This window comes from Cryobacterium sp. Y50 (genome assembly GCF_002929805.1).
Lineage (GTDB): Bacteria > Actinomycetota > Actinomycetes > Actinomycetales > Microbacteriaceae > Cryobacterium.
The window spans coordinates 72,878-92,531 of the sequence record NZ_PJJM01000091.1 but is presented as its reverse complement, the minus strand read 5'-3'; the positions used below and the strand labels follow the sequence as shown (position 1 = coordinate 92,531).

Below are 19,654 nucleotides of genomic sequence, written 5' to 3'. Positions count from 1 at the left end.
ACTCGCCGGTAAACCTACCGCGATGAAGTTCTGATCGCCCTGGTCGCTGGGGGAATGAGTTAGGAGATCGAGGTCGCAACGCGGCGATCACGGCGTGCGCGCCACCAAGCCCAGGCCCGAGTGACGATCCGTTTGAGGAACGCGCCCACCCGTCGAGCCGAGGCGAACTCCGTTCCAAGCACGGCGAAGCCCAGAAAAACGATGAGCCAGCCCGGCCCCGGCAGGGGGACCAGAATGATTCCTACCAGAACGACGAGGGTGCCCAGCAGGGCAACCGCAAGGCGATAGGCGAAGAGCAGATACGGATGCCCCTCAACCCACGCGCGTGCCCGACCCAGCGCGCGACGCACCGGGTGCCGGGGGTCGGTACCGGTTGCGATATCGCGGGAGAAGGCGTTAGACATATCATTCAATCTATGACGTATGGCTGGGAAGACGCTGCCGGGGGAGGTCAGTCCGCCGATTCGCCGTCGAGGTAACACCAACGCCCCGCCACCTTCTGAAAGCGGCTAACTTCATGCTGCTGCCCAGGAATACCATCTCGCCGATAGCGGGCAATGAATTCGACGACGCCGTCGCTATCGAGCATGCCCCCGGTCTCGGTCCGCAGAATGTCGAGCCGACGCCAAGTGACCGACGAGTCTAATTCGAGCGAGCTGGGCTTAGTGAGCGGATGCCAGCTGTCCAGCAGGTATTGCGCGTGACCGAGCGCAAAGGCACTGTAACGCGACCGCATCAACCACTGGGCAGTGGAAGGAACGGCCGTACCAACGTGAAACCGACCGCAGCAGGCGGAATAGGTGTCCCCGCTCAGGCAGGGACACCGCAAATCCTCGTGCAGTACGGAACCTGTCTTAATTGGCCTGTGCGCTCGAATAGGCCGCACGCACGGTCGCGGCAATGCGCCCGCGGTCGGAAACCTGAATGCCATTGGCTGCAGCCCATGCCCGGATTGCCTGGAGCTCACCACGATCCGATTTTGCTCCGCTGGCGGCTCGCGCTTTCGCGGGCACATAGCCAACTCTGCGGGCAACGTCGGCGTAGGGCTTCAAGGCTGCTCGAAATTCAGCGAGATTCTTTTCTGACAGATCGACCTCATAGGAGTTGCCCTCAAACGCGAAAGCAACGGATGCCCCCGAGCCATTCTCGATAACGGAACCGTCGAGGTCATCTAACAATTGAACGGTGGTCTTCTTCATGCTGTATATCTCCAATTTATGAGGGATGCATTCGGGACGCATATATTGAATTCGTGCCTGTGGGGTTAACCACTAAGAGATTATCGCTGACCAAAACTTTTTCCGATACCCGCCACGCGGTATTTCTTCGGCAGTTTTGAACCTGGCAAGGATGCCGCTATTGCGCAGGCAGGTCGTGGACTCAACTAACTCTGGCAATTGCCCGCAGAAACTCCCGAAAAAACTTGTCACGAAGATAGCAGCATTCTTCAGCCCGCTTCAGAAAACCGGGGAAAGAGTACAAAAAAGCCCCGACATTATCGGGGCTTTTTCTGTTTTGGTGGATCCGAGGGGATTCGAACCCCTGACCCCCTGCATGCCATGCAGGTGCGCTACCAGCTGCGCCACGGACCCAGATTGTTGTTTCAAACCTCTCCGAAACAACTTTGTTAGCTTACAACACAGAATGTGATCTGCGAAACCGAAGCTACTCCGCGACCTCTTCCACGTCGCCCTCTGCGCCAGCTTCGGCTGCCACTTTGGCCGGGATCCCGGTCGGAATCACCGGGCAGTCCTTCCAGAGGCGTTCCAAGGAGTAGTACTGGCGCTCTTCCTCGTGGAAGACGTGCACGACTAGGTCACCGAAGTCGACGAGTACCCAGCGTCCGGCAGCGCGCCCTTCACGACGCAGCGGCTTGTAACCGGCCTCGATCAGTTTGTCTTCAATCTCACCGGCAATGGCAACGACGTTGCGCTCTGAGCGCCCGGTGACGATGAAGAAGATATCGGCCAGGGGAAGCGGATTGGACACATCAAGTGCGACCAGATCTTCGCCTCCCTTCGAATCCGCGGCGGCAACGGCAATTTTGAGCAGCTCGAGAGCGTGAGGCGATGTGGTCATAACTGAATCCTTGAGATTATGCCGCGGGGCGTGAATGCGCACGCGGCGATGAAGGGGGGAACTGAGGAAAACGCGTCATATCGACGCGTCGGCAGAAATGAGGGGAACGATCCGCGCAGCGGCACTAGAAAATGCCTGACAGGTAGCCAGTGATAAAGAGCGTGAGAACACTGACCGCAAGAATCGCGGTCGTGATGACCAAAACCATGGGAAGCGACGCCCGCTGCTTCTTCGGCGGGGTCAGCATGCCGCGAGTAGACGCATGCGTACTCACGGCGCGACTGGCGCTGACCGGTGCCGAGTCGCCGCCAAGCTGGTCCGCATCGAGCTGGTCCGTCATGTGGTCCATCTCGGATGAATCAAACAGGTTGGGATGCGCCCCGGTCGAGCCAAGGCTGCGTGGCAGATCGAAAGATCCCGTGATCATGATCTCACCGGTGTTGGAGATCGGACTCACGTTGGGGCCCTGATGCGGAAGCGACGGTAAGATGAGCGCATTCGTCGTCGTCGGGATACCGCCGGCGCCGATTCCGCGATTGATCAGTTCATCTAGCGACTGTTCGGGTGCGTGCACCGGCGTTTGCTCGCCCGAATCAACGGACCAGTGACCGACGGGCGGAGTCCAACCGGTGGACTCATTCCGCTTCGGCTCGATCAGCTCGGGCTCGATCAGCTCGGCCTCGATCAGCTCGGCCTCGATCAGCTCGGCCTCGATCAGCTCGGCCTCGATCAGCTCGTGCTCGGAAACCTCGGTCGCGGGTACGACTGGCGCTGACACTGTCGGAACGGCATCCGCTAGCTCTGATTGGTTTTGACGCGCCTGCAGGGCTCGCAGTTCGCGGCGACTCAGGGTGTGCTCCGCGGCGGGAACGACAGACGGAGGTGTCGACGTTTCCACGGGTGCAGTGGATGCCTCAGGTTCTGCGGGCACGGCTGGTTCGCTGGCTTGGTCGGGCGTGTGATGGCGGCTGGACCGCCGCGCGGCTGGGGCATTCCCCTGGGCTGCCAGCGCAGCGGGACGCAGGGCTGCGGGGGTCAGCGCGGGCACGTCAAGGACGGGGACGGGCTCCTGATGACGCGCAAGTTCACGCGCCTGACGTCGGCTGAGCGGCTGAGGCTCTCCCAACGTCATGCCACACTCCGATACAGATGATGCTTTGAGATGTACTGGACGACCCCGTCGGGGACCAGATACCAGACCGGGAAACCCCGATTGACCCGTGCCCGGCAGTCAGTGGACGAAATGGCCAGTGCCGGAACTTCCAATAAGCTTACGTCCTGGTTAGGTAAACCCGAAACGCTCAACTCATGCCCCGGACGACTCACAGCGACGAAATGGGCCAGCTGCCAGAGCTCGTGTACGTCTTTCCACCCGAGGATCTGCGTGATGGCATCCGCTCCGGTGATAAAGAACAGTTCGGCGTCTGGTCGTTCCTCGTGCAGGTCCCGGAGCGTGTCGATCGTATAGGTCGGCCCAACCCGGTCGATATCGACGCGACTTGTGGTGAATCGCGGATTTGACGCGGTGGCGATGACCGTCATCAGATAACGATGTTCCCCGTGGGTCACACCGCTTTTCTGCCAGGGCTGCCCGGTGGGTACGAAGACGACTTCATCGAGGTCGAAGCTCTGAGCCACTTCGCTCGCGGCGACGAGGTGTCCGTGGTGGATGGGGTCGAAGGTACCGCCCATCACGCCGATGCGCGGACGACGAACTGTCACGTTACGATCAGGTTTCTAGTGGCCACCGGTGCTGGAGCCGTGTCCGCCGTGTGCTGCCGCGTAGGCGTCGGCCTTGCCACTGTGACGGTTGGAGACATCGCGAAAGCTCCACAGCACGACGCCCAGGGCGAGAAACAGCACGGCCGCCACCATCGGGTAGGCAATCAGGGGCAGGGGCAAGGCGATGTGCTCGACCTCGGTCAGCACGGCAGTCACAAAGGACATCGGTTCTCCATTCAGGCACAACGGCAAAGCACGTTACTCGAGCTCTTCATATCCAAATTACGGGTGCGACGTTTCACGCCGCCGCACCCATTCTAGCGGCAGCCAGCAGTTACCTGGCCAAAGCTACGAGCGCACCTGCCCGGTGCCGCGCACGATCCACTTGGTGCTGGTGAGCTCGGGCAAGCCCATCGGGCCGCGGGCATGCAATTTCTGGGTGGAAATACCCACCTCGGCTCCGAAACCGAACTCGCCACCGTCGGTGAACCGAGTCGAGGTGTTGACCATGACCGAGGCCGAATCCACCTCGTTCAGGAACCGCTCCGCATTCTGCAGGTCATTGGTGATGATCGACTCTGTGTGCCCGGTCGAATAGCGACGGATGTGCGCAATCGCCTCATCGAGAGAATCCACGATTGCAACCGAGAGGTCGAGACTCATATATTCGGTGGCCCAGTCATCATCGGTGGCCGGGACTGCGGTCGGGTGGAGGGCGCGGGTGCGGGCATCCGCGTGAATCGTGACCCCGGAGGCTTCCAGCTTGCCCAGCACGTCGGGCAGAAGTCGTTCGGCGGCGCTGCGGTGCACGAGCAGGGTTTCGAGGGCGTTGCAGACGCTGGGCCGGTGGGTCTTGGAGTTGTGCACGATATCGATCGCCCACTGCTTGGTGGCCGTTTCGTCGAGGAAAATGTGCACGACGCCGGCGCCGGTTTCAATGACCGGAACCTGAGACTCGGTCACGACGGTGCGAATGAGGTTGGCGCTGCCGCGAGGAATGAGCACATCGACATAGCCCCGTGCTTTCATGAGTTCGGTCGCGCCTGCGCGGCCGAAGGGATCGATGGTCTGCACCGAGTCTGGGTCGAGCCCGGCGGCCGCGATGGCGGCCTGTACGAGGTCGATGAGAACTCGGTTGCTGTTCTCGGCGGCGGACCCACCGCGCAGCACGACAGCGTTGCCGCTCTTGATGGCGAGGGCGGCGAGGTCGACGGTGACATTGGGGCGGGCCTCGTAGATGACGCCGATGACGCCGAACGGCACCCGCACCTGGCTAATCTTGATACCGTTGGGCAGGCTGCTACCGCGCACGACCTGGCCGACCGGGTCGGTCAACAGGGCGATCTGGTCGACGGAATCAGCGAGAGCCATGATGCGTGGCTCGTCGAGCTTGAGCCGGTCGAGCAGCCCCGCGATCAGACCGTTGGTCGTCCCGGCATCGAGGTCGACCTGGTTCGCTGTGACGATGGCCGTGACGTTTTCCCGCAAAGACTGGGCGATCAACTTGAGCGCCTTGTTCTTCACCTCCGTCGGTGCCGAAGCGAGTGACAGGGAAGCGGTGCGAGCGGCCTCAAGGGTGGGCGTGAGTTGGGCGACATCGTTCAGTGACTGCAACATGCCCTTTAGTTTACCGGAGGGCATGTCGAGAGGCTATTTCGATTTCCTCAGCGGATGCGCTGGGCCGACGGTGCCGACGAGGGTTCGAACCAGGTTCCGACCGGTTCGCCGCGCAACGCTTCAGCCACGAGACCGGTCGCGGTGACGAGCACGGCGGTTCCCGCCTGCGCGGCAATCCGGGCGGCCGTGATTTTGGTACTCGCTCCCCCGGTGCCTACCCCGTTGACCTTGGTTGCGCCGAATTCCATGCCGATCAGCGGATCGCCGGAGGCCACGTGGCTGATGCGCTCTGCTCCGGGCAAATGGGGCGGGCAGGTGTAGAGCGCGTCGACATCACTGAGCAGCACCAGCAGGTCGGCGTCGATCAGGATGGCCACAAGGGCGGCGAGTCGGTCGTTGTCGCCAAATCGAATTTCGTGGGTCGCCACCGTGTCGTTTTCGTTCACGATCGGCAGGATCCGCAGCGCCATCAGGCGTTCCATCGCCCGCTGGGCATTGCCCCGGTGGGTGGCGTTATCGAGATCGCTCGCGGTGAGCAGTACCTGCCCGGCGACGATGTCATAGCGGTCGAGACTGTCCTGGTAACGAAAGATCAACAGATTCTGACCAACGGATGCCGCCGCCTGCTGGGTCGCCAGGTCGGTGGGGCGTTCCTGCAGCTGCAGGTACGGCATGCCGATGGCGATCGCACCCGAAGACACTAAGATAACCTCGGTGCCGCGGCCATGGGCTTCGGCGAGGGCATCAACAAGGGGTGCGATCTGCCCGGAATTCTCGCCACTGATCGACGAGGACCCCACTTTGACGACGATGCGCGCCGCCGACCGAACCAGTTCCTGCGAGCGGGCCCTCACTCGGAAACCATGAACACTGCACGTACCAACGGATTGCAACCGCACATGTAACTGGTCCTCCGGCGAGAATTAGGGACGCAACGGAAGCGACCAGAGGCAGTTTAGCGCAGCCGGGTCGGGCCCCCAATCAGGCTCAGAGCAGCGCGCGACGCTCGTGGCTGGGCGTCGGCTCGAACCAGGTGCCGACGTGCTCGCCGCGCAGGGCAGCCGCGGCCAGCTCGGTCGATGTGACCAGAACGGCGGTTCCGGCCTTGGTCGCGAGCCGGGCGGCGACGACCTTCGTGCTCGCTCCTCCGGTGCCGACGCCGGTCGCTCCGCTCGAGCTGAACACGAACCCATCGAGCGGGTCATCCGCTGCGATGAAATCGAGCTTCTCGGCACCGGGCAGATGCGGCGGCTTGGTATAGAGCGCGTCGACGTCGCTGAGCATGATGAGCAGCTCCGCATGGATAAGCGTGGCTACCAGTGCGGCGAGCCGGTCGTTGCTTCCAAAGCGCAGGCCATACACGGCGACGGTGTCGTTCTCGTTGACGACGGGCAGGATGCGCAGGTCGAGCAGACGCTCCAGCGCACGCCGGGTATTGCTGCGGTGCGGCTCTTTGAGAGCGTCGCCCTCGGTCAGCAGCACCGTGCCGGCGGCGATGCCATACCGGTCCAGGCTTTCCTGGTACCGAAAAATGAGCACATTCTGCCCCACTGCAGCGGCCGCCTGCTGGGTGGCGACGTCACCGGGCCGTTCTTTTAGGTTCAGAAACGGCATGCCGGTGGCAACCGCGCCGGAGGAAATGAGCACGACTTCGGTTCCGCGACCATAGGCCTCAGCCAGCGCGTCGACCAGTGGGGTGATCTGGTCAGAATTATCACCGCTGATCGACGAGGAGCCGACCTTGACGACGACGCGTTTCGCGCCCGCGACGTTTTCTCTGGCTAAGCCAGTCACTTCTGAACTTCTTCCGTCGCTTCGCTGTCGACGTTCGCTTCCGCTTCGGCTTCGGCTTCGGCTTCGGCTTCGGCTTCGGCTTCGACCGTGGTGTCCGTGTCGACCTCGGTATCAGTGTCGGCCGTAGCGTTAGTGTCGGCCGGGGCAACACTGCCGTCCGCTGCCACCTTGACGTCGGCGAGGCGCACGTCTTCGTTGTACTCTTCTTCGCCGGTCTGCCACATGCCGGCTTCGCGCTCTCGAATGAGTTCGGCCCGTGCGGAGGACTTCGCATCCATGCGGCCGAAGTACTCCTCGCGGCGTTCGTTGCTGGTGCGGCGCTTGGGCTCGTCGACGCGGGGGTCCGTTCCGCGGGGAGCAGTGATGAGCTCGGCGGTCGAGGTAAGCGTAGGCTCCCAGTCGAAGACGACACCGTGGCCGGGGCCGATGATGACGGTCGAGCCGGCGATGGCACCGGACTTGTACAGTTCGTTCTCGATTCCGAGCTTAGCGAGCCGGTCGGCGAGGAAGCCGACGGCCTCGTCGTTGGTGAAGTCGGTCTGCTGAATCCAGCGTTCCGGCTTGGTGCCGAGGATGCGGTAGATGTTGCCGAAGGTGCCACCCTCGACCTTGATGACGAAACCACCCTCGTCGACGGCTTTGGGCCGGATGATGATGCGCGGCTTCTTCGCTTCGGCAGCAGCTGCCTCGACGCGGCCCTGTTCGACGACCTCGGCGAGGGCGTAGTTGAGCTGCTTGAGGCCCTCATGGGTGACGGTGGAGATCTCGAAGACGCGGTAGCCGCGGCCCTCGAGTTCGGCCTTGACGAAGGCGGCGAGTTCGCGGCCCTCTGGTACGTCGATCTTGTTCAGGGCGACCAGCTGTGAACGCTGCAACAGCGGCTTCTGACCCTCGGGCACCGGGTAGGCGTCCAATTCGCCGAGAATGACGTCGAGGTCGCTGATCGGGTCGCGGCCGGGCTCGAGGGTAGCGCAGTCGAGCACGTGCAGCAGGGCGGTGCAGCGCTCGACGTGGCGCAGAAACTCCAGGCCGAGACCCTTGCCCTCGCTCGCGCCCTCGATCAGTCCGGGTACGTCGGCGATGGTGTAGCGAGACTCGCCGGATTCGACGACGCCAAGGTTGGGGTGCAGCGTGGTGAACGGGTAGTCGGCGATCTTGGGCCGAGCCGCGCTCATGGCGGCGATGAGGCTGGACTTGCCGGCAGAGGGATACCCGACGAGCGCGACATCCGCTACAGTCTTGAGCTCGAGGTAGACATCGCCTTCCCAACCGAGCGTGCCGAGCAGGGCGAAGCCGGGGGCCTTGCGTTTGGTCGAGGCGAGGGCAGCGTTACCGAGCCCGCCTTGGCCGCCGGGCGCGACGACGAGGCGCAGCCCGGGTTCATTCATATCGAGCAGCTCGTTGCCCTCGACGTCCTTGACGACGGTACCGATGGGTACCATGAGCTCCCGCAGATCGCCATTGTGCCCGTTGCGGTGGTCACCCATGCCGGGGCCGCCATTGTCGGAGCTGCGGTGCGGTGAGCGGTGGTAGCCGAGCAGGGTGGTCGTGCTCGGATCGGCCACGAGCACAAGGTCGCCGCCGCCGCCGCCGTTGCCGCCGTCCGGGCCGGCGAGAGGTTTGAATTTCTCGCGCTTGACCGAAACGCAGCCGTTTCCTCCATTGCCCGCTCGTAAATGCAGCGTCACGTGGTCAACGAATGTGGCCATGGAGTGCCCCTTTCAGGTGGCGCAAGAAATGCTTCAAAACGAAGGTGCTATGAAACGTTGTGCGGTAAATCAGTACTGCGGTGAATCAGTACTGCGGTGAATCAGTACTGCGGTAATTCAATGCTGTGTTTGATCAACACCGCTGTGAAACACGTAAGGGCGGACCGAAGCCCGCCCTGACGATGTGCTGAAAAGCACCGTACTGTGAAAACCTACTCGGCTGCCACCACGATGTTGATGACCTTGCGGCCACCCTTGGCACCGAACTGCACGGAGCCGGCTTCCAGGGCGAAGAGTGTGTCGTCTCCGCCACGACCGACGTTGACGCCGGGGTGGAAGTGCGTGCCGCGCTGACGAACGATAATCTCGCCCGCTCCGACAACCTGACCGCCGAAGCGCTTTACGCCGAGGCGCTGAGCGTTCGAGTCACGACCGTTGCGAGTGGAACTCGCACCTTTTTTGTGTGCCATTTGTCTATCTCCTCAGGCCTAGGCGATGCCGGTAACCTGAACGCGAGTGAGCTCCTGACGGTGCCCCTGACGCTTCTTGTACCCGGTCTTGTTCTTGAACTTCTGGATGACGATCTTCGGACCGCGAAGGTTGTTCAAAACCTCGGCGGTGACCTTGATTTTGGCCAGCGACGCCCCGTCAGAGGTGATCTTGTCGCCGTCGACGAGAAGCACTGCGGCCAGCTCGACGATGCCGTCCTTGTCAGCCTTGATTCGGTCCATCGTAACGATGGTCCCGACCTCTACCTTCTCCTGCCGCCCTCCGGCGCGCACAACTGCGTAAACCACTTTACGTACCAATCTCTGGGGAGCCCAAGGCTCCGAATCTGAAAATTCACTAGCGTGAACTGACTGCTGTAATTGACTGCAGCGCACGAACCGGTTGGCTCAGCACACTCAGAAAACCTCGGCATTTGCGTTGATTTTGCCTAACGCACACCAAGGGTTGACTTTACCTGATTCGCTACCCGTGGTCAAACCAACAGCGCGGCGTGTCCGAACCACATCTGAAACACTGTGCGGCTCGTAGACTTCGATCATGGCAATACTTATCGACCAGCCTAGCTGGCCGGCGCACGGAACGGTATGGGCGCACCTCGTGAGCGACTTGAATCTTGACGAATTGCATGCCTTCGCCACCGCCGTCGACCTTCCGCGGCGCGGATTCGATCTGGACCACTACGACGTGCCGGAAGCCAGCTACGACGAGTTGGTCGCCGCGGGCGCCCTCCCGGTCACTTTTCGCGAGATGATCGTGCGGTTGCGCGCCAGTGGGCTGCGGGTGACCGCTCGGGAGCGACGCGGAATGTAACAGCCGCGGCGTCAGCCACCCGGCAACTACTGCCAGGTGGCGTCGAAACCGAGTACGCTGCGGCGCAACTCACCGGTCGCCACGTTCACAAACAGGGTCGTCGCATCCGTCGCCTGGGCATTCACCGGGTATTCGTCAGAGAGTTCGCTGTCGCGGTTGGGCACGACCTGCACCGCCAGGTACTGGTTGTTGGGTGAGATCTCGAATCCGACGATGGTTTCCAAAGCGGATACCGGCGCGTAGACAGTGCGCGCCTGGCCCCCCGCAACGAGTGACAGGTACTGCCGCACGGCACCGGTCGCGGGATCGAACTCGGCCACCCGCTGCACGTACCGGTCGGTCTCTGTATCTCTGTCTGTCCCAGCCAGAAACCGTAGCTCGGCGGTGTACTGCGTGGTGCCTTCCACGCTCTGCGGCACAATCGTCGACTCTGTCCCCTGCGAGAGGTCGAGCACGTATTGCCCGTCACGGTCGGAGACCGCGATGCGTACCCCGTCGGGGGCGAACGTGGTGAGGTTGGCGAACTGACCGAGTGGAACCGGTGCGTCGAACTCTGGTTCATTCTCGAGCGGGTTGCCCCCGGACTGGTCAAGCGGATTGATCAGCAGCAACGTCGAATCGTACTGCTGCGCGACGATATCGGCCCGACCGGCCATGAAATCCCAGGTCGTGACACTGAGCGGATCGCCGAACAGACCGGGCACCGGAGTAGACGCGTTGGTGCGCAGGTCGAGGACGAACAGCACGTTTTCGTAGCGGGGGCCCGCAGTATCCGCTGCGCTGGTGAATCGAAAGCCGAGCAGCGACTGGCCGGGGGCTGCCTGCAGGTCCTGAACGAGCCCCGTTCCTGGCAGGTTGAGCGCCTCGGCGGTGCCGTCGGCATCGACGCGGTAGAGCGCGTTGGTGAGGCCGCTACTGCCCTGCTCGGAGTTGACCGTAACGACGGCCAACTCTGCGCCGATCGGCACGAATTCCTGAATGTTCGCGGACTCAAAGGCAACGACGGTCTCGGCGGAACCGACCGTCGTGCGCAGAATGCGGTCGACTCCCCGAGCTTCGGCCCCGCTCGCCGGGGCGGCTCGGCTCAGATAATGGAGCGACGGTTCGGAGGTACTGAATTCTGCGCTGAGTGACGATTGGCGGTCAACTGACGACCCGGTGACGCCTCGCACGGAAACCGTGTAGTCCGTGTTGTAGGCGAGGGGCTGCGGGAAGGAAATAACGACCGAGTTGCCGCTCGTCGTGAGCTGGAAGTCCGTGGTCGGCGCGATGCTCACCTGGTCGCGCGTGACGTCCACCAGCTGGCGGTTGGTCGCGAGCACCAGCCGCTGGTTGGCCGAGGAAACGACGGCCAGGGTGTCGACATCAACGGAAGTGAGCCGGGGTCCGCTGCTCAGGTTCACTGCGACGAGGGCGAGGCAGACGACCACCAGTCCGCCCACGAGCAGCCAGAGAGCACGGCGAAACGGGCGCAGCTGCCCGGCCGACGCTAAATCAGTCGCTGTTAAATCAGTAGACATAGGGATCATTCGGCTGGTCAACGGGTAGAATTTCGACCGGCGTGATTGCGAGGGCGTCGCTTGCCGCGGCGCTCGCGTTCAGGTCGAAACGACCAGTGACCTGCACCCAGTCATCGACCTCGTACTCGTCCTGCCAGCCGGGCAGATAGACCGGGACGCCGATCGGCTGGGCATCGACTGCGCAGCAAGTCACGACGAACCGGGCAACGTAGAACACGTTCTCCGGATCATTGGAATCGGGGGTCACAAACCCGGTGACCTGTGCGGTTTTATCGGAGTAAAACGCTGGGTCGGATGATTGCGCGAGCAACGACACCCATTCCCGCACGCTCAGCTGCTCGAAATCGCCCGTACCGATGAGTGCAGCGGCCTGCTCGGCATCATCATCGGTGCCGAGTCCGCCGGAGTTCACCTCGCGCTGGGTAGCGGTTGCGCTCGTCAGTGTGGTTGGCGGCACCACGACCATGGCGACACCCATGACGAGCAGCAGCACGACACCCACACCGGTCAGGGTCGTTTCCACCCGGCCGGTGCGTTCCACCGCGAAGTGGCGACGGCGCGCGAAACCGGCGCTCACCAGCACGAGCCCGACGAGCGCCATCGCGATCGTGAAGACGAAGTAGCGCGGGTGGATATACAGCCCGAGCTGACCGCTCAGGCCGAGCCACAAGGTCGCCACAACGACGACGAGGCTGAGCACAACCCCCTGCCACCGCTCAGCCCAATAGCGCAGAACCTGACTTCCGCCCGAAATTTGGCTACGCCGCATAGTTCACCAACAGTCCAAGCGCCGCACTCATCAGACCCACCACGACGGTGATCTGCACGAGGGTGCGGCTCGTGAACGTCGTGCGCATCAGAGCCAGCATCTTCACGTCGATCAGGGCACCGAAGACGAGAAAAGCCACGATGCCACCGGGGAGAAAAGTGCTGCCAAAGGACAGCACGAAAAAGGCGTCGACGTTGGAACAGACTGCCACGATGAAGGCCAGGGCCATCATGGCCAGCACGGACCAGACCGGATTGCTGCCGAGGGCCAGCAGCACCGAGCGCGGCACGAACACCTGGGTAAGGGCGGCCACGGCCGATCCGATGAACAGGGCCGGCATGATGACCGAGGTCTCGCGAATGAAGATTTCGGTGGTTCGGCTGAACCGGCTCTCCCTGGCATGCTCATGGCTGTGCTCCTGAGCATCGTGCCCGCTAGTGGAACCGACAGCACAGGCCGCCGCGAACTTCGTCGTCAGCAGACTTTGCGGGTCCGGGTGCTTGCTGAACAGCCAGCCGACGACATTGGCGATAAGGAACCCGCCGAGCAGCCGGGCCACCAGGATGTGACCGTCCCAGCCGAACGCCTGGTGGGTGGTGATGATGGTGATCGGATTCAGAATGGGCGCGGCGAGCAGAAAGGTGATCGATTCGGAGACGGTGAACCCACCGACCATGAATCCGCGAGCGAGCGGAACATTGCCGCACTCGCAGACCGGAAAGAACATGCCAAGCAGCGAGATCGACGCCCGCCGCAGTACGGGGTTGCGCGGCAGATGCCGGGCAAGCACGCCGTGCGGCAGCCAGACCTGCACGACCGCGGACAGCAGAATACCCAGAAAAACGAACGGCACCGACTCGATGATGACGCTGATCGCGAGGGTCAGGGTGTCCTGCACTCGGTCCGGTAGCGAGAAACCGCTCAACTGCTCGTCGACGAAGGCCGGCGACAGGGCCCGCACGACGAAAACGGCGAGCACCACCAACACCCCTGCAGTGAGGCCGAAGTGCCATCGCCGCAGGAGAGGGAGCTGCCCGCCGATTTGCGTTACCGTCTAACTTTTCTCGGGACCTACTCGCCCGTTGCCGGCTGGCTCGTACTGGTGGCCGACGCGACCGGAGCCGCACCGGTCGCGGTCAGGATGGCCTGTCCGGTGGAACCACCGGCGGTTGTGACGCGACGGCTGCGGGCACGTCCCTGGCCGGGCAGTTTCGGCTCGGGCAGGGAGTCCAGTACGGAGTCCAACAGCTGGTCAGTGACCTGCTTGCTGGGGCGCCGCGTGTTGCGGGTGGACTTCTTCACCGGGATGTCGAGAATGTCGAGGGACTCCGACTGCTCGGGCGAGGGCGTTTGCACAGCCGGCGCACCGGCTGCTAGGTTGCTGCGACCGCGGCGGCTGCGCGGTGCTGCTTCCGCGGCTACGGACTCCACTGCCGGCTCGGGTGTTGCCACGAGTGCCGTCTCAGCGGCCGGGGCAGCGGATGCCGCTTGCTCGGTCTGCACGGTGTTCGCCTGAGCTGTGCCGGCCTGCTCTGCCTGGCGGGCGCGTGCCTGTTCGGATCGCGACTGCTGGCCGCGCCCACCCTGGCCACGCGAGCGCGACTGGCGACCACGCGAACGCTCGGTGCCTGTCGTCGGTTCGGCCGGTTCTGTACTGATCGAATCGGTGCTGATCTGCTCAGTCTGCGCCAAGTCGGCGGTCGACTGATCCATCGCTGTCTGTTCGGTACCGGCTGGCTCGATGCCAACCTGCGGGAACGCAGCTGCGGCAGCATCCGGCGCGGTCACAATGGCGATGGAACCGGTGCGGGTAATGGTGCGGGCGGCGATCAACGCGAGGGCATGCTTGGCGTCCTCGGTTATGCCGTGCGTGCCCGGCCCGTTCTTGGAAGCGTCGGACGATGAATTTGAACCCGCGTGCTGGTCGCGGTTGGAACCGTCACGCTGGCCAGAGTTGTGCGCGCTGTCACCGTTGGTCGTGCCCCCGTTGCTTCCGCTCTTGGCGCGCGGGCGTCGTTCCTGCGGCGGCTGCGCGGTCTGGCGGTGCTTGATGACCGTGTCGTGGTGCACGATGATGCCGCGGCCGGCGCAGGACTCACAGTTCTCGCTGAACGATTCGAGCAGCCCGAGGCCGAGCTTCTTGCGGGTCATCTGCACGAGTCCGAGCGAGGTGACCTCGGCCACCTGGTGCTTGGTGCGGTCCCGGCTGAGGCATTCTATCAGACGACGCGACACGAGGTCGCGGTTGCTTTCGAGCACCATGTCGATGAAGTCGACGACGATGATGCCGCCGATGTCGCGCAGGCGCAGCTGGCGCACGATTTCTTCGGCCGCTTCGAGGTTGTTTTTGGTGACAGTCTCTTCGAGGTTGCCGCCGCTGCCGACGAATTTGCCGGTGTTGACGTCGACGACGGTCATGGCTTCGGTTCGGTCGATCACGAGGGATCCCCCGGACGGCAGCCAGACCTTGCGGTCTAGGGCCTTTTCGATCTGCTCCGAGATGCGGTACTCGTCGAAGGCATCGACCTCGCCCTCGTAGGTTTCCACGCGCTCGAGCAGGTCGGGGGCGACTTGGCTGAGATAGTTCTCAATTGTCGAGCGCACGTCGGGTCCAGCCACGACCATCCGCTGAAAATCTTCATTGAAGACGTCACGCACGATCTTGACCAGCAGGTCGGGCTCGCTGTGCAGCTCGGCGGGCGCCTGGGCCGACTCGACCTGCTCGGCGATGTTCGCCCACTGCAGGCGCAGCCGATCGACGTCGACGGTGAGTTGCTCGTCGGTGGCCCCTTCGGCGGCGGTGCGCACGATGACGCCCACGTTGTCGGGCAGAACCTCCTTGAGAATCTTCTTCAAACGGACCCGCTCGGTGTCTGGGAGCTTGCGGCTGATGCCGTTCATCGACCCGTTGGGCACGTAGACCAGGTAGCGGCCGGGCAGCGAAACCTGGCTGGTGAGGCGGGCACCCTTGTGGCCGATCGGGTCCTTGGTGACCTGTACGAGAACCTTGTCGCCGGGCTTGAGCGCGAGCTCGATGCGGCGGGCCTGGTTGCTGCTGCCGGAGTTCTCGGCGGCGGCGTCCCAGTCGACTTCACCGGAGTAGAGCACGGCGTTACGGCCGCGTCCGATGTCGACGAAGGCGGCTTCCATACTGGGGAGCACGTTCTGCACCCGGCCGAGGTAGACGTTGCCGATGAGCGAGGCGTCCTGGTTCTTGGCAACGTAGTGCTCGACCAGCACGCCGTCCTCGAGCACACCGATCTGGATCTTGTTGTGCTTGGCGCGCACGACCATGAGGCGGTCGACGGACTCGCGGCGGGCGAGGAACTCGGCCTCGGTGATGACCGGGCGACGGCGACCGGCGTCACGGCCGTCACGGCGACGCTGCTTCTTTGCTTCCAGCCGGGTGGACCCCTTGATGCGCTGGGGTTCGGTGATGAGTTCGGGTTCGCGCGGTGCACGCACCTTGACGACGGTATTGGCGGGGTCATCGCTGCCCGAACGGTTCTCGTCGCCGGTGCGACGACGGGCCCGACGACGAACCGTCGTGGCCTCTTCTTCTTCGTCGTCATCTCGCTCGTGCAGCTCCTGGTGCGATTGCTGCTGGGACGAGCGGATACCGGTGCGCGCCGACAACGGCAGAATCTCCGGCGCCTGGAACAGCAGGGAGAACGACGGTCGAACCGGGGCTGTGGCCTGGTCGTCCTTCTGGTCGTCTGTCTTGTCGGCGCTGGCGGTGTCTGGGCTGGAGTCGGTCATCTGCTGTGCTCCGGTGACGTTGTTGTACTCGGCGATGGCCACCTTGGTAATCGGAGGCTCCGGCGGCATTGCGGGCGCTTCGATGACGGGCGCTTCGACTGCTGGCGCAGCGGTCGGCACAGTGACCGGCGCCTTCCGGGTTGACTTGCGAGTGCCGAACAGGCTCTTGCGTTTTTTGTTTTCGTTGTCTTCCACCATCACTGGTGCGCTCCTTGACCGCTGTGAATGACCGCGCCATCCACCGGTTAGTCTCTCGTGCGAGGTCTTCACCTGCGTGAAATCCCCGCGAATCTTTTACTGCTGCACCCGGCTTTGACCCCCGGTGTAAATTCGGGGACCTGTGCTCTGGCTGCTAATACTGCGGGTCGTGGGACCCTTCTACTGGGCGACTATTGCCCATTAAGCTCTGTACTCGTTAAGCACTGTGGCGTCTGCTTGAGCGCGGCTCAACGACTACCAATGATTATCGCATGCAATCGCACAAAGCCACGCCGTGCGGGTGGCATAATCACAAGCGTGCCACAGACAGAGCGTTATCACCGTCCAACCGGGCTGGCCTTTTTCCTGATCATCGCCGGAATTATCGCGTTTGCCGCTGCATTCGCTCTCACGCTGGACAAGATCCACCTGCTGGAGGATCCCAATGCGCAGCTCAGCTGCAGCTTCAGTGTGTTGATCGGCTGCGCGACGAATCTGTCCTCGCCCCAGGGAGCCATTCTGGGCTTTCCCAATTCGCTGATCGGGCTGGCCGCCTGGAGCGTCATGATCACGATCGGCGTGGTCATCCTCGCTGGCGCCCGCCTCGTCCGCTGGTTCTGGGTCGGTCTCAACATCGGAGTTCTCGGCGCGATGATCTTCGTGATCTGGCTGATCGGCGAGAGCATCTTCGTGCTCGACGTACTCTGCCCGTGGTGCATGGTGACCTGGGCGGTGACCATTCCGGTCTTTTTAGCCGTGACGCTGTACAACTTCAAGGTCGGCAACCTGCCGGGTGGGGCATCCGTTCGCCGCGCGGCTGCCGGGGCTTATTCGTGGATGTTCGTCATCACGATCGTCTGCTATATCGCGTTCTTCCTCGTCGCCCAGGTCAACATGGACGTGCTGAACCGCCTCTAACGCGTCGCGCGGGAGTTGCGCCTCCGCGCAGCGGCGCAAGTCCCGCGCAGGCCGAAAATGCTCTCAGTCGAACCAGAGCGCAAGTTCGCGGGCTGCGGATTCGGGCGAATCGGAGCCGTGCACGAGGTTCTGCTGAACCTTGGACCCCCAGTCGCGGCCGAGGTCACCGCGAATGGTGCCCGGAGCGGCAGTCGTGGGGTCTGTGGTTCCGGCCAGGGCGCGGAAGCCCTCGATGACGCGATTGCCGGCAACACGGAACGCGACGATGGGGCCGCTCTCCATGAATTCGACGAGGGGCTCGTAGAACGGCTTGCCCGCGTGCTCGGCGTAGTGCGCTGCGAGCAGTGAGCGGTCCGGTTCGACGAGCTTGACGTCGACCAGGGAGTATCCCTTGGCCTCGATGCGGCGCAAAATTTCGCCGGTCAGGTTACGGGCGACGCCGTCGGGCTTGACCAAAACGAGGGTTTCTTCAATCGGGGTGTTCATTCAATCTCCTTCTGTTGATCTCGATGCGTGTGATCTATGCGCGAGCCGGTGACCATGCAGTAGGTCCACATGGCGGCAAACAGAGCGCCGACAAAAAACATGGCCGGGGTGACGAACCCGGTGGCGATAATGATCGCCTGCAGCGCCCAGCCGATCGGGTAGGACCAGCTGTAGCGGAGCAATGGGATCAAGGCCACCATCGCTGCACAGAGCAGTACGCCGCCGATGATCACACCGAGCGGTGAGACCGGGCCGGGCTCGGTCGCCACGGACACCAGCCCCAGGGTGACGACGGCGCCCAGAAAGACGACGATGGTCTCGAAACCGAGCAGGATGGTTGCGAGCGACCGCTTGACCGAGCGGCGACCGCTCACTTCTCCATCCACTCACCGGCGGCGGCGAGGGTGATCGCGTCGCCGACGAGCACGATCGAACCGGTGACGAGCACGGCACGCTTCGGTGCCTCGGCTGCCCATTCGCGGGCGCTCTCCAGGGCACCAGCTAGGTCATCGAAGCGGAAGGTGACCTGTTCGCTGGTCCACTCGGCGATATTATCGGCGAGGTCGTCCATGCGCACGGCCCGCGCGGAGTGCGGCTCAGTGACGTAGAAGCGGTCGACCTGCGGCGCGAGCGCAGCGATGATTCCCTGCGCGTCCTTCTCGACCAGAACTCCCACGACCACGGCGATTTCGTCAAAGTCGAAGTAAACCTCGAGGGCCGCGGCGAGGGCGGTGGCGCCGTGCGGGTTGTGCGCGGCGTCCACGAGCACGGTCGGTTCGATACCGACGAGCTGCAAGCGGCCGGGGGACGTCGCCGTCGCCAGGCCCTCGGCGAGGAGATCGCTGGCGAGAGCCTGATTTCCGGCGCCGAGAAACGATTCGACGGCCGCAATGGCCACTGTTGCATTCTGCGCCTGGTGCGTGCCGTAGAGCGGCAGGAACAGTTCGTTATAGGTACCGGCCAGACCGCGCACCGAGATGACCTGCCCGCCGACTGCGACGGTGCTCGAGAGCAGTTCGAACCCCTCATTCTCGCGGGCCAGCGTCGACTCGGTCAGTTCGGCGGCACGATCGAGTTCGGCCTGCACCTCGATGCTCTGCGCCGCCGAGACAACGAATGCCGCCGGCTTGATGATTCCACTCTTGGTGCGCGCGATCTCGGCGACGGTATTTCCCAGGCGCAGCGTGTGATCGAGAGCGATCGGGGTGAACACGGCAACCTGGCCGTCGGCGACGTTGGTGGAATCCCACTCGCCGCCCATGCCGACCTCGATCACGGCGACATCCACCGGCGCATCAGCGAAGCAAGCGAAGGCCAGCACGGTGAGTGCCTCGAAGAAGGTCAATGGTTCTTCGCCGGCGGCTTTAAGTTCGCCGTCGACGAGTTGCAGGTAGGGCTGGATATCGGTCCAGTTCGCGGCGAGGATCTGGTCGCTGATCGGTTCGCCATCGATGACGATGCGCTCGTTCAGCCGCACCAGGTGCGGACTGGTCAGCAGGCCGGTACGCAGACCGTAGGCGCGCACGATGCTCTCGACCATACGGCTCGTGCTCGTCTTGCCGTTCGTGCCGGTGATGTGAATGATCGGATAGGACGTCTGCGGGTCGCCGAGGAATTCCAGGGCCCGACGCGTCGGTGCGAGGCGCGGCTGCGGCTGGGCCTCGCCCACGCGCTGGAGCAGGTCGGCGAACACGGCGTCGCCTGCCTCCCGAAAAGCATCCAGCGGAGCCGGCTGGTTCATCGGCTCAGCGTCGTCACCGCGA

At 63.3% G+C, this 19,654-nt stretch carries 22 protein-coding genes and 1 tRNA gene; 2 read left to right on the top strand and 21 right to left on the bottom strand.

Translation table 11 applies throughout. The features are described from left to right. Window positions 1–59: 59 nt before the first annotated feature. The 14 genes from CXY73_RS11015 to rplU all read right to left on the bottom strand — a co-directional run bounded on the left by CXY73_RS11015 (window position 60) and on the right by rplU (window position 9,718). Window positions 60–404 (bottom strand): TIGR02611 family protein, encoded by a 345-nt coding sequence (locus CXY73_RS11015; protein WP_104135682.1) that lies wholly within the window; start codon window positions 402–404, stop codon window positions 60–62. A 47-nt stretch (window positions 405–451) separates the two neighbouring features. Then, entirely contained in the window at window positions 452–931 is a 480-nt protein-coding gene (locus CXY73_RS11010; protein WP_146071730.1) for a YchJ family metal-binding protein, read from the bottom strand. Further along, window positions 855–1,199, bottom strand: coding sequence for an Lsr2 family protein (locus CXY73_RS11005; RefSeq protein ID WP_158253065.1), 345 nt, complete (start codon window positions 1,197–1,199; stop codon window positions 855–857). The genes CXY73_RS11010 and CXY73_RS11005 overlap by 77 nt, the downstream gene beginning before the upstream one ends. A gap of 317 nt (window positions 1,200–1,516) precedes the next feature. Then, a tRNA-Ala gene (locus CXY73_RS11000) sits at window positions 1,517–1,592 on the bottom strand. A gap of 73 nt (window positions 1,593–1,665) precedes the next feature. Further along, window positions 1,666–2,079 carry a ribosome silencing factor gene (gene rsfS, locus CXY73_RS10995; RefSeq protein WP_104135684.1) on the bottom strand — a complete coding sequence of 138 codons (414 nt, stop codon included), beginning with the start codon at window positions 2,077–2,079 and terminating at the stop codon, window positions 1,666–1,668. 124 nt (window positions 2,080–2,203) lie between these two features. Further along, window positions 2,204–3,211, bottom strand: coding sequence for a hypothetical protein (locus CXY73_RS10990; protein ID WP_146071729.1), 1,008 nt, complete (start codon window positions 3,209–3,211; stop codon window positions 2,204–2,206). Then, window positions 3,208–3,801, bottom strand: coding sequence for a nicotinate-nucleotide adenylyltransferase (nadD, locus tag CXY73_RS10985; RefSeq protein ID WP_104135686.1), 594 nt, complete (start codon window positions 3,799–3,801; stop codon window positions 3,208–3,210). The genes CXY73_RS10990 and nadD overlap by 4 nt, the downstream gene beginning before the upstream one ends. 15 nt (window positions 3,802–3,816) lie before the next feature. Then, complete coding sequence (locus tag CXY73_RS10980) at window positions 3,817–4,026, bottom strand: hypothetical protein (RefSeq protein WP_104177726.1); 210 nt, start codon at window positions 4,024–4,026, stop codon at window positions 3,817–3,819. Between the two features lie 123 nt (window positions 4,027–4,149). Next, the gene (locus tag CXY73_RS10975; protein ID WP_104135752.1) at window positions 4,150–5,418 is read right to left on the bottom strand and encodes a glutamate-5-semialdehyde dehydrogenase; all 1,269 of its coding nucleotides are present in this window, start codon (window positions 5,416–5,418) and stop codon (window positions 4,150–4,152) included. 47 nt (window positions 5,419–5,465) lie between these two features. Continuing rightward, a complete protein-coding gene (gene proB, locus CXY73_RS10970; RefSeq protein ID WP_104135688.1) occupies window positions 5,466–6,272 on the bottom strand; it encodes a glutamate 5-kinase in 807 nt (268 codons plus the stop codon). Between the two features lie 133 nt (window positions 6,273–6,405). Beyond that, on the bottom strand, window positions 6,406–7,212 hold the full coding sequence (gene proB, locus CXY73_RS10965; RefSeq protein ID WP_104135689.1) for a glutamate 5-kinase: 807 nt from the start codon (window positions 7,210–7,212) through the stop codon (window positions 6,406–6,408). After that, complete coding sequence (gene obgE / locus CXY73_RS10960) at window positions 7,209–8,921, bottom strand: GTPase ObgE (protein ID WP_104177725.1); 1,713 nt, start codon at window positions 8,919–8,921, stop codon at window positions 7,209–7,211. The genes proB (CXY73_RS10965) and obgE overlap by 4 nt, the downstream gene beginning before the upstream one ends. Window positions 8,922–9,133: 212 nt before the next feature. Beyond that, entirely contained in the window at window positions 9,134–9,391 is a 258-nt protein-coding gene (rpmA, locus tag CXY73_RS10955) for a 50S ribosomal protein L27 (RefSeq protein WP_035836705.1), read from the bottom strand. 18 nt (window positions 9,392–9,409) lie between these two features. Beyond that, window positions 9,410–9,718 carry a 50S ribosomal protein L21 gene (gene rplU / locus CXY73_RS10950; RefSeq protein ID WP_104135753.1) on the bottom strand — a complete coding sequence of 103 codons (309 nt, stop codon included), beginning with the start codon at window positions 9,716–9,718 and terminating at the stop codon, window positions 9,410–9,412. A 250-nt stretch (window positions 9,719–9,968) separates the two neighbouring features. Between rplU and CXY73_RS10945 the strand changes: the two genes are divergently transcribed. Next, window positions 9,969–10,241, top strand: a complete 273-nt coding sequence (locus CXY73_RS10945; protein WP_104135691.1) for a DUF4031 domain-containing protein — start codon at window positions 9,969–9,971, stop codon at window positions 10,239–10,241. Between the two features lie 26 nt (window positions 10,242–10,267). Here CXY73_RS10945 and CXY73_RS10940 read toward each other — a convergent pair whose 3' ends face one another. From CXY73_RS10940 to CXY73_RS10925, 4 genes are all read right to left on the bottom strand, one after another. Continuing rightward, window positions 10,268–11,761, bottom strand: a complete 1,494-nt coding sequence (locus CXY73_RS10940) for a hypothetical protein (protein ID WP_104177724.1) — start codon at window positions 11,759–11,761, stop codon at window positions 10,268–10,270. After that, complete coding sequence (locus CXY73_RS10935; RefSeq protein WP_104135693.1) at window positions 11,751–12,530, bottom strand: TIGR03943 family protein; 780 nt, start codon at window positions 12,528–12,530, stop codon at window positions 11,751–11,753. The genes CXY73_RS10940 and CXY73_RS10935 overlap by 11 nt, the downstream gene beginning before the upstream one ends. Beyond that, entirely contained in the window at window positions 12,520–13,512 is a 993-nt protein-coding gene (locus CXY73_RS10930; RefSeq protein ID WP_369831237.1) for a permease, read from the bottom strand. The genes CXY73_RS10935 and CXY73_RS10930 overlap by 11 nt, the downstream gene beginning before the upstream one ends. Window positions 13,513–13,601: 89 nt before the next feature. Then, window positions 13,602–16,487: an Rne/Rng family ribonuclease gene (locus tag CXY73_RS10925; RefSeq protein ID WP_104177722.1), complete on the bottom strand. Its 2,886-nt coding sequence runs from the start codon at window positions 16,485–16,487 to the stop codon at window positions 13,602–13,604. Between the two features lie 318 nt (window positions 16,488–16,805). Here CXY73_RS10925 and CXY73_RS10920 point away from each other — a divergent pair, with 318 nt between their 5' ends. After that, the gene (locus CXY73_RS10920; protein ID WP_233198266.1) at window positions 16,806–17,405 is read left to right on the top strand and encodes a vitamin K epoxide reductase family protein; all 600 of its coding nucleotides are present in this window, start codon (window positions 16,806–16,808) and stop codon (window positions 17,403–17,405) included. A gap of 63 nt (window positions 17,406–17,468) precedes the next feature. On the opposite strand, the gene ndk is transcribed toward CXY73_RS10920, so the two are convergent. Genes ndk through CXY73_RS10905 form a run of 3 tightly spaced genes read right to left on the bottom strand, consistent with a single transcriptional unit; the run spans window position 17,469 to window position 19,632 of the window. Further along, window positions 17,469–17,891 carry a nucleoside-diphosphate kinase gene (gene ndk, locus CXY73_RS10915; RefSeq protein WP_092450801.1) on the bottom strand — a complete coding sequence of 141 codons (423 nt, stop codon included), beginning with the start codon at window positions 17,889–17,891 and terminating at the stop codon, window positions 17,469–17,471. Continuing rightward, on the bottom strand, window positions 17,888–18,265 hold the full coding sequence (locus CXY73_RS10910; RefSeq protein WP_158253066.1) for a DUF4233 domain-containing protein: 378 nt from the start codon (window positions 18,263–18,265) through the stop codon (window positions 17,888–17,890). Before CXY73_RS10910 ends, ndk begins: the two co-directional genes overlap by 4 nt. Then, window positions 18,262–19,632, bottom strand: coding sequence for a folylpolyglutamate synthase/dihydrofolate synthase family protein (locus CXY73_RS10905; RefSeq protein WP_104135754.1), 1,371 nt, complete (start codon window positions 19,630–19,632; stop codon window positions 18,262–18,264). The genes CXY73_RS10910 and CXY73_RS10905 overlap by 4 nt, the downstream gene beginning before the upstream one ends. Window positions 19,633–19,654 lie beyond the last annotated feature (22 nt).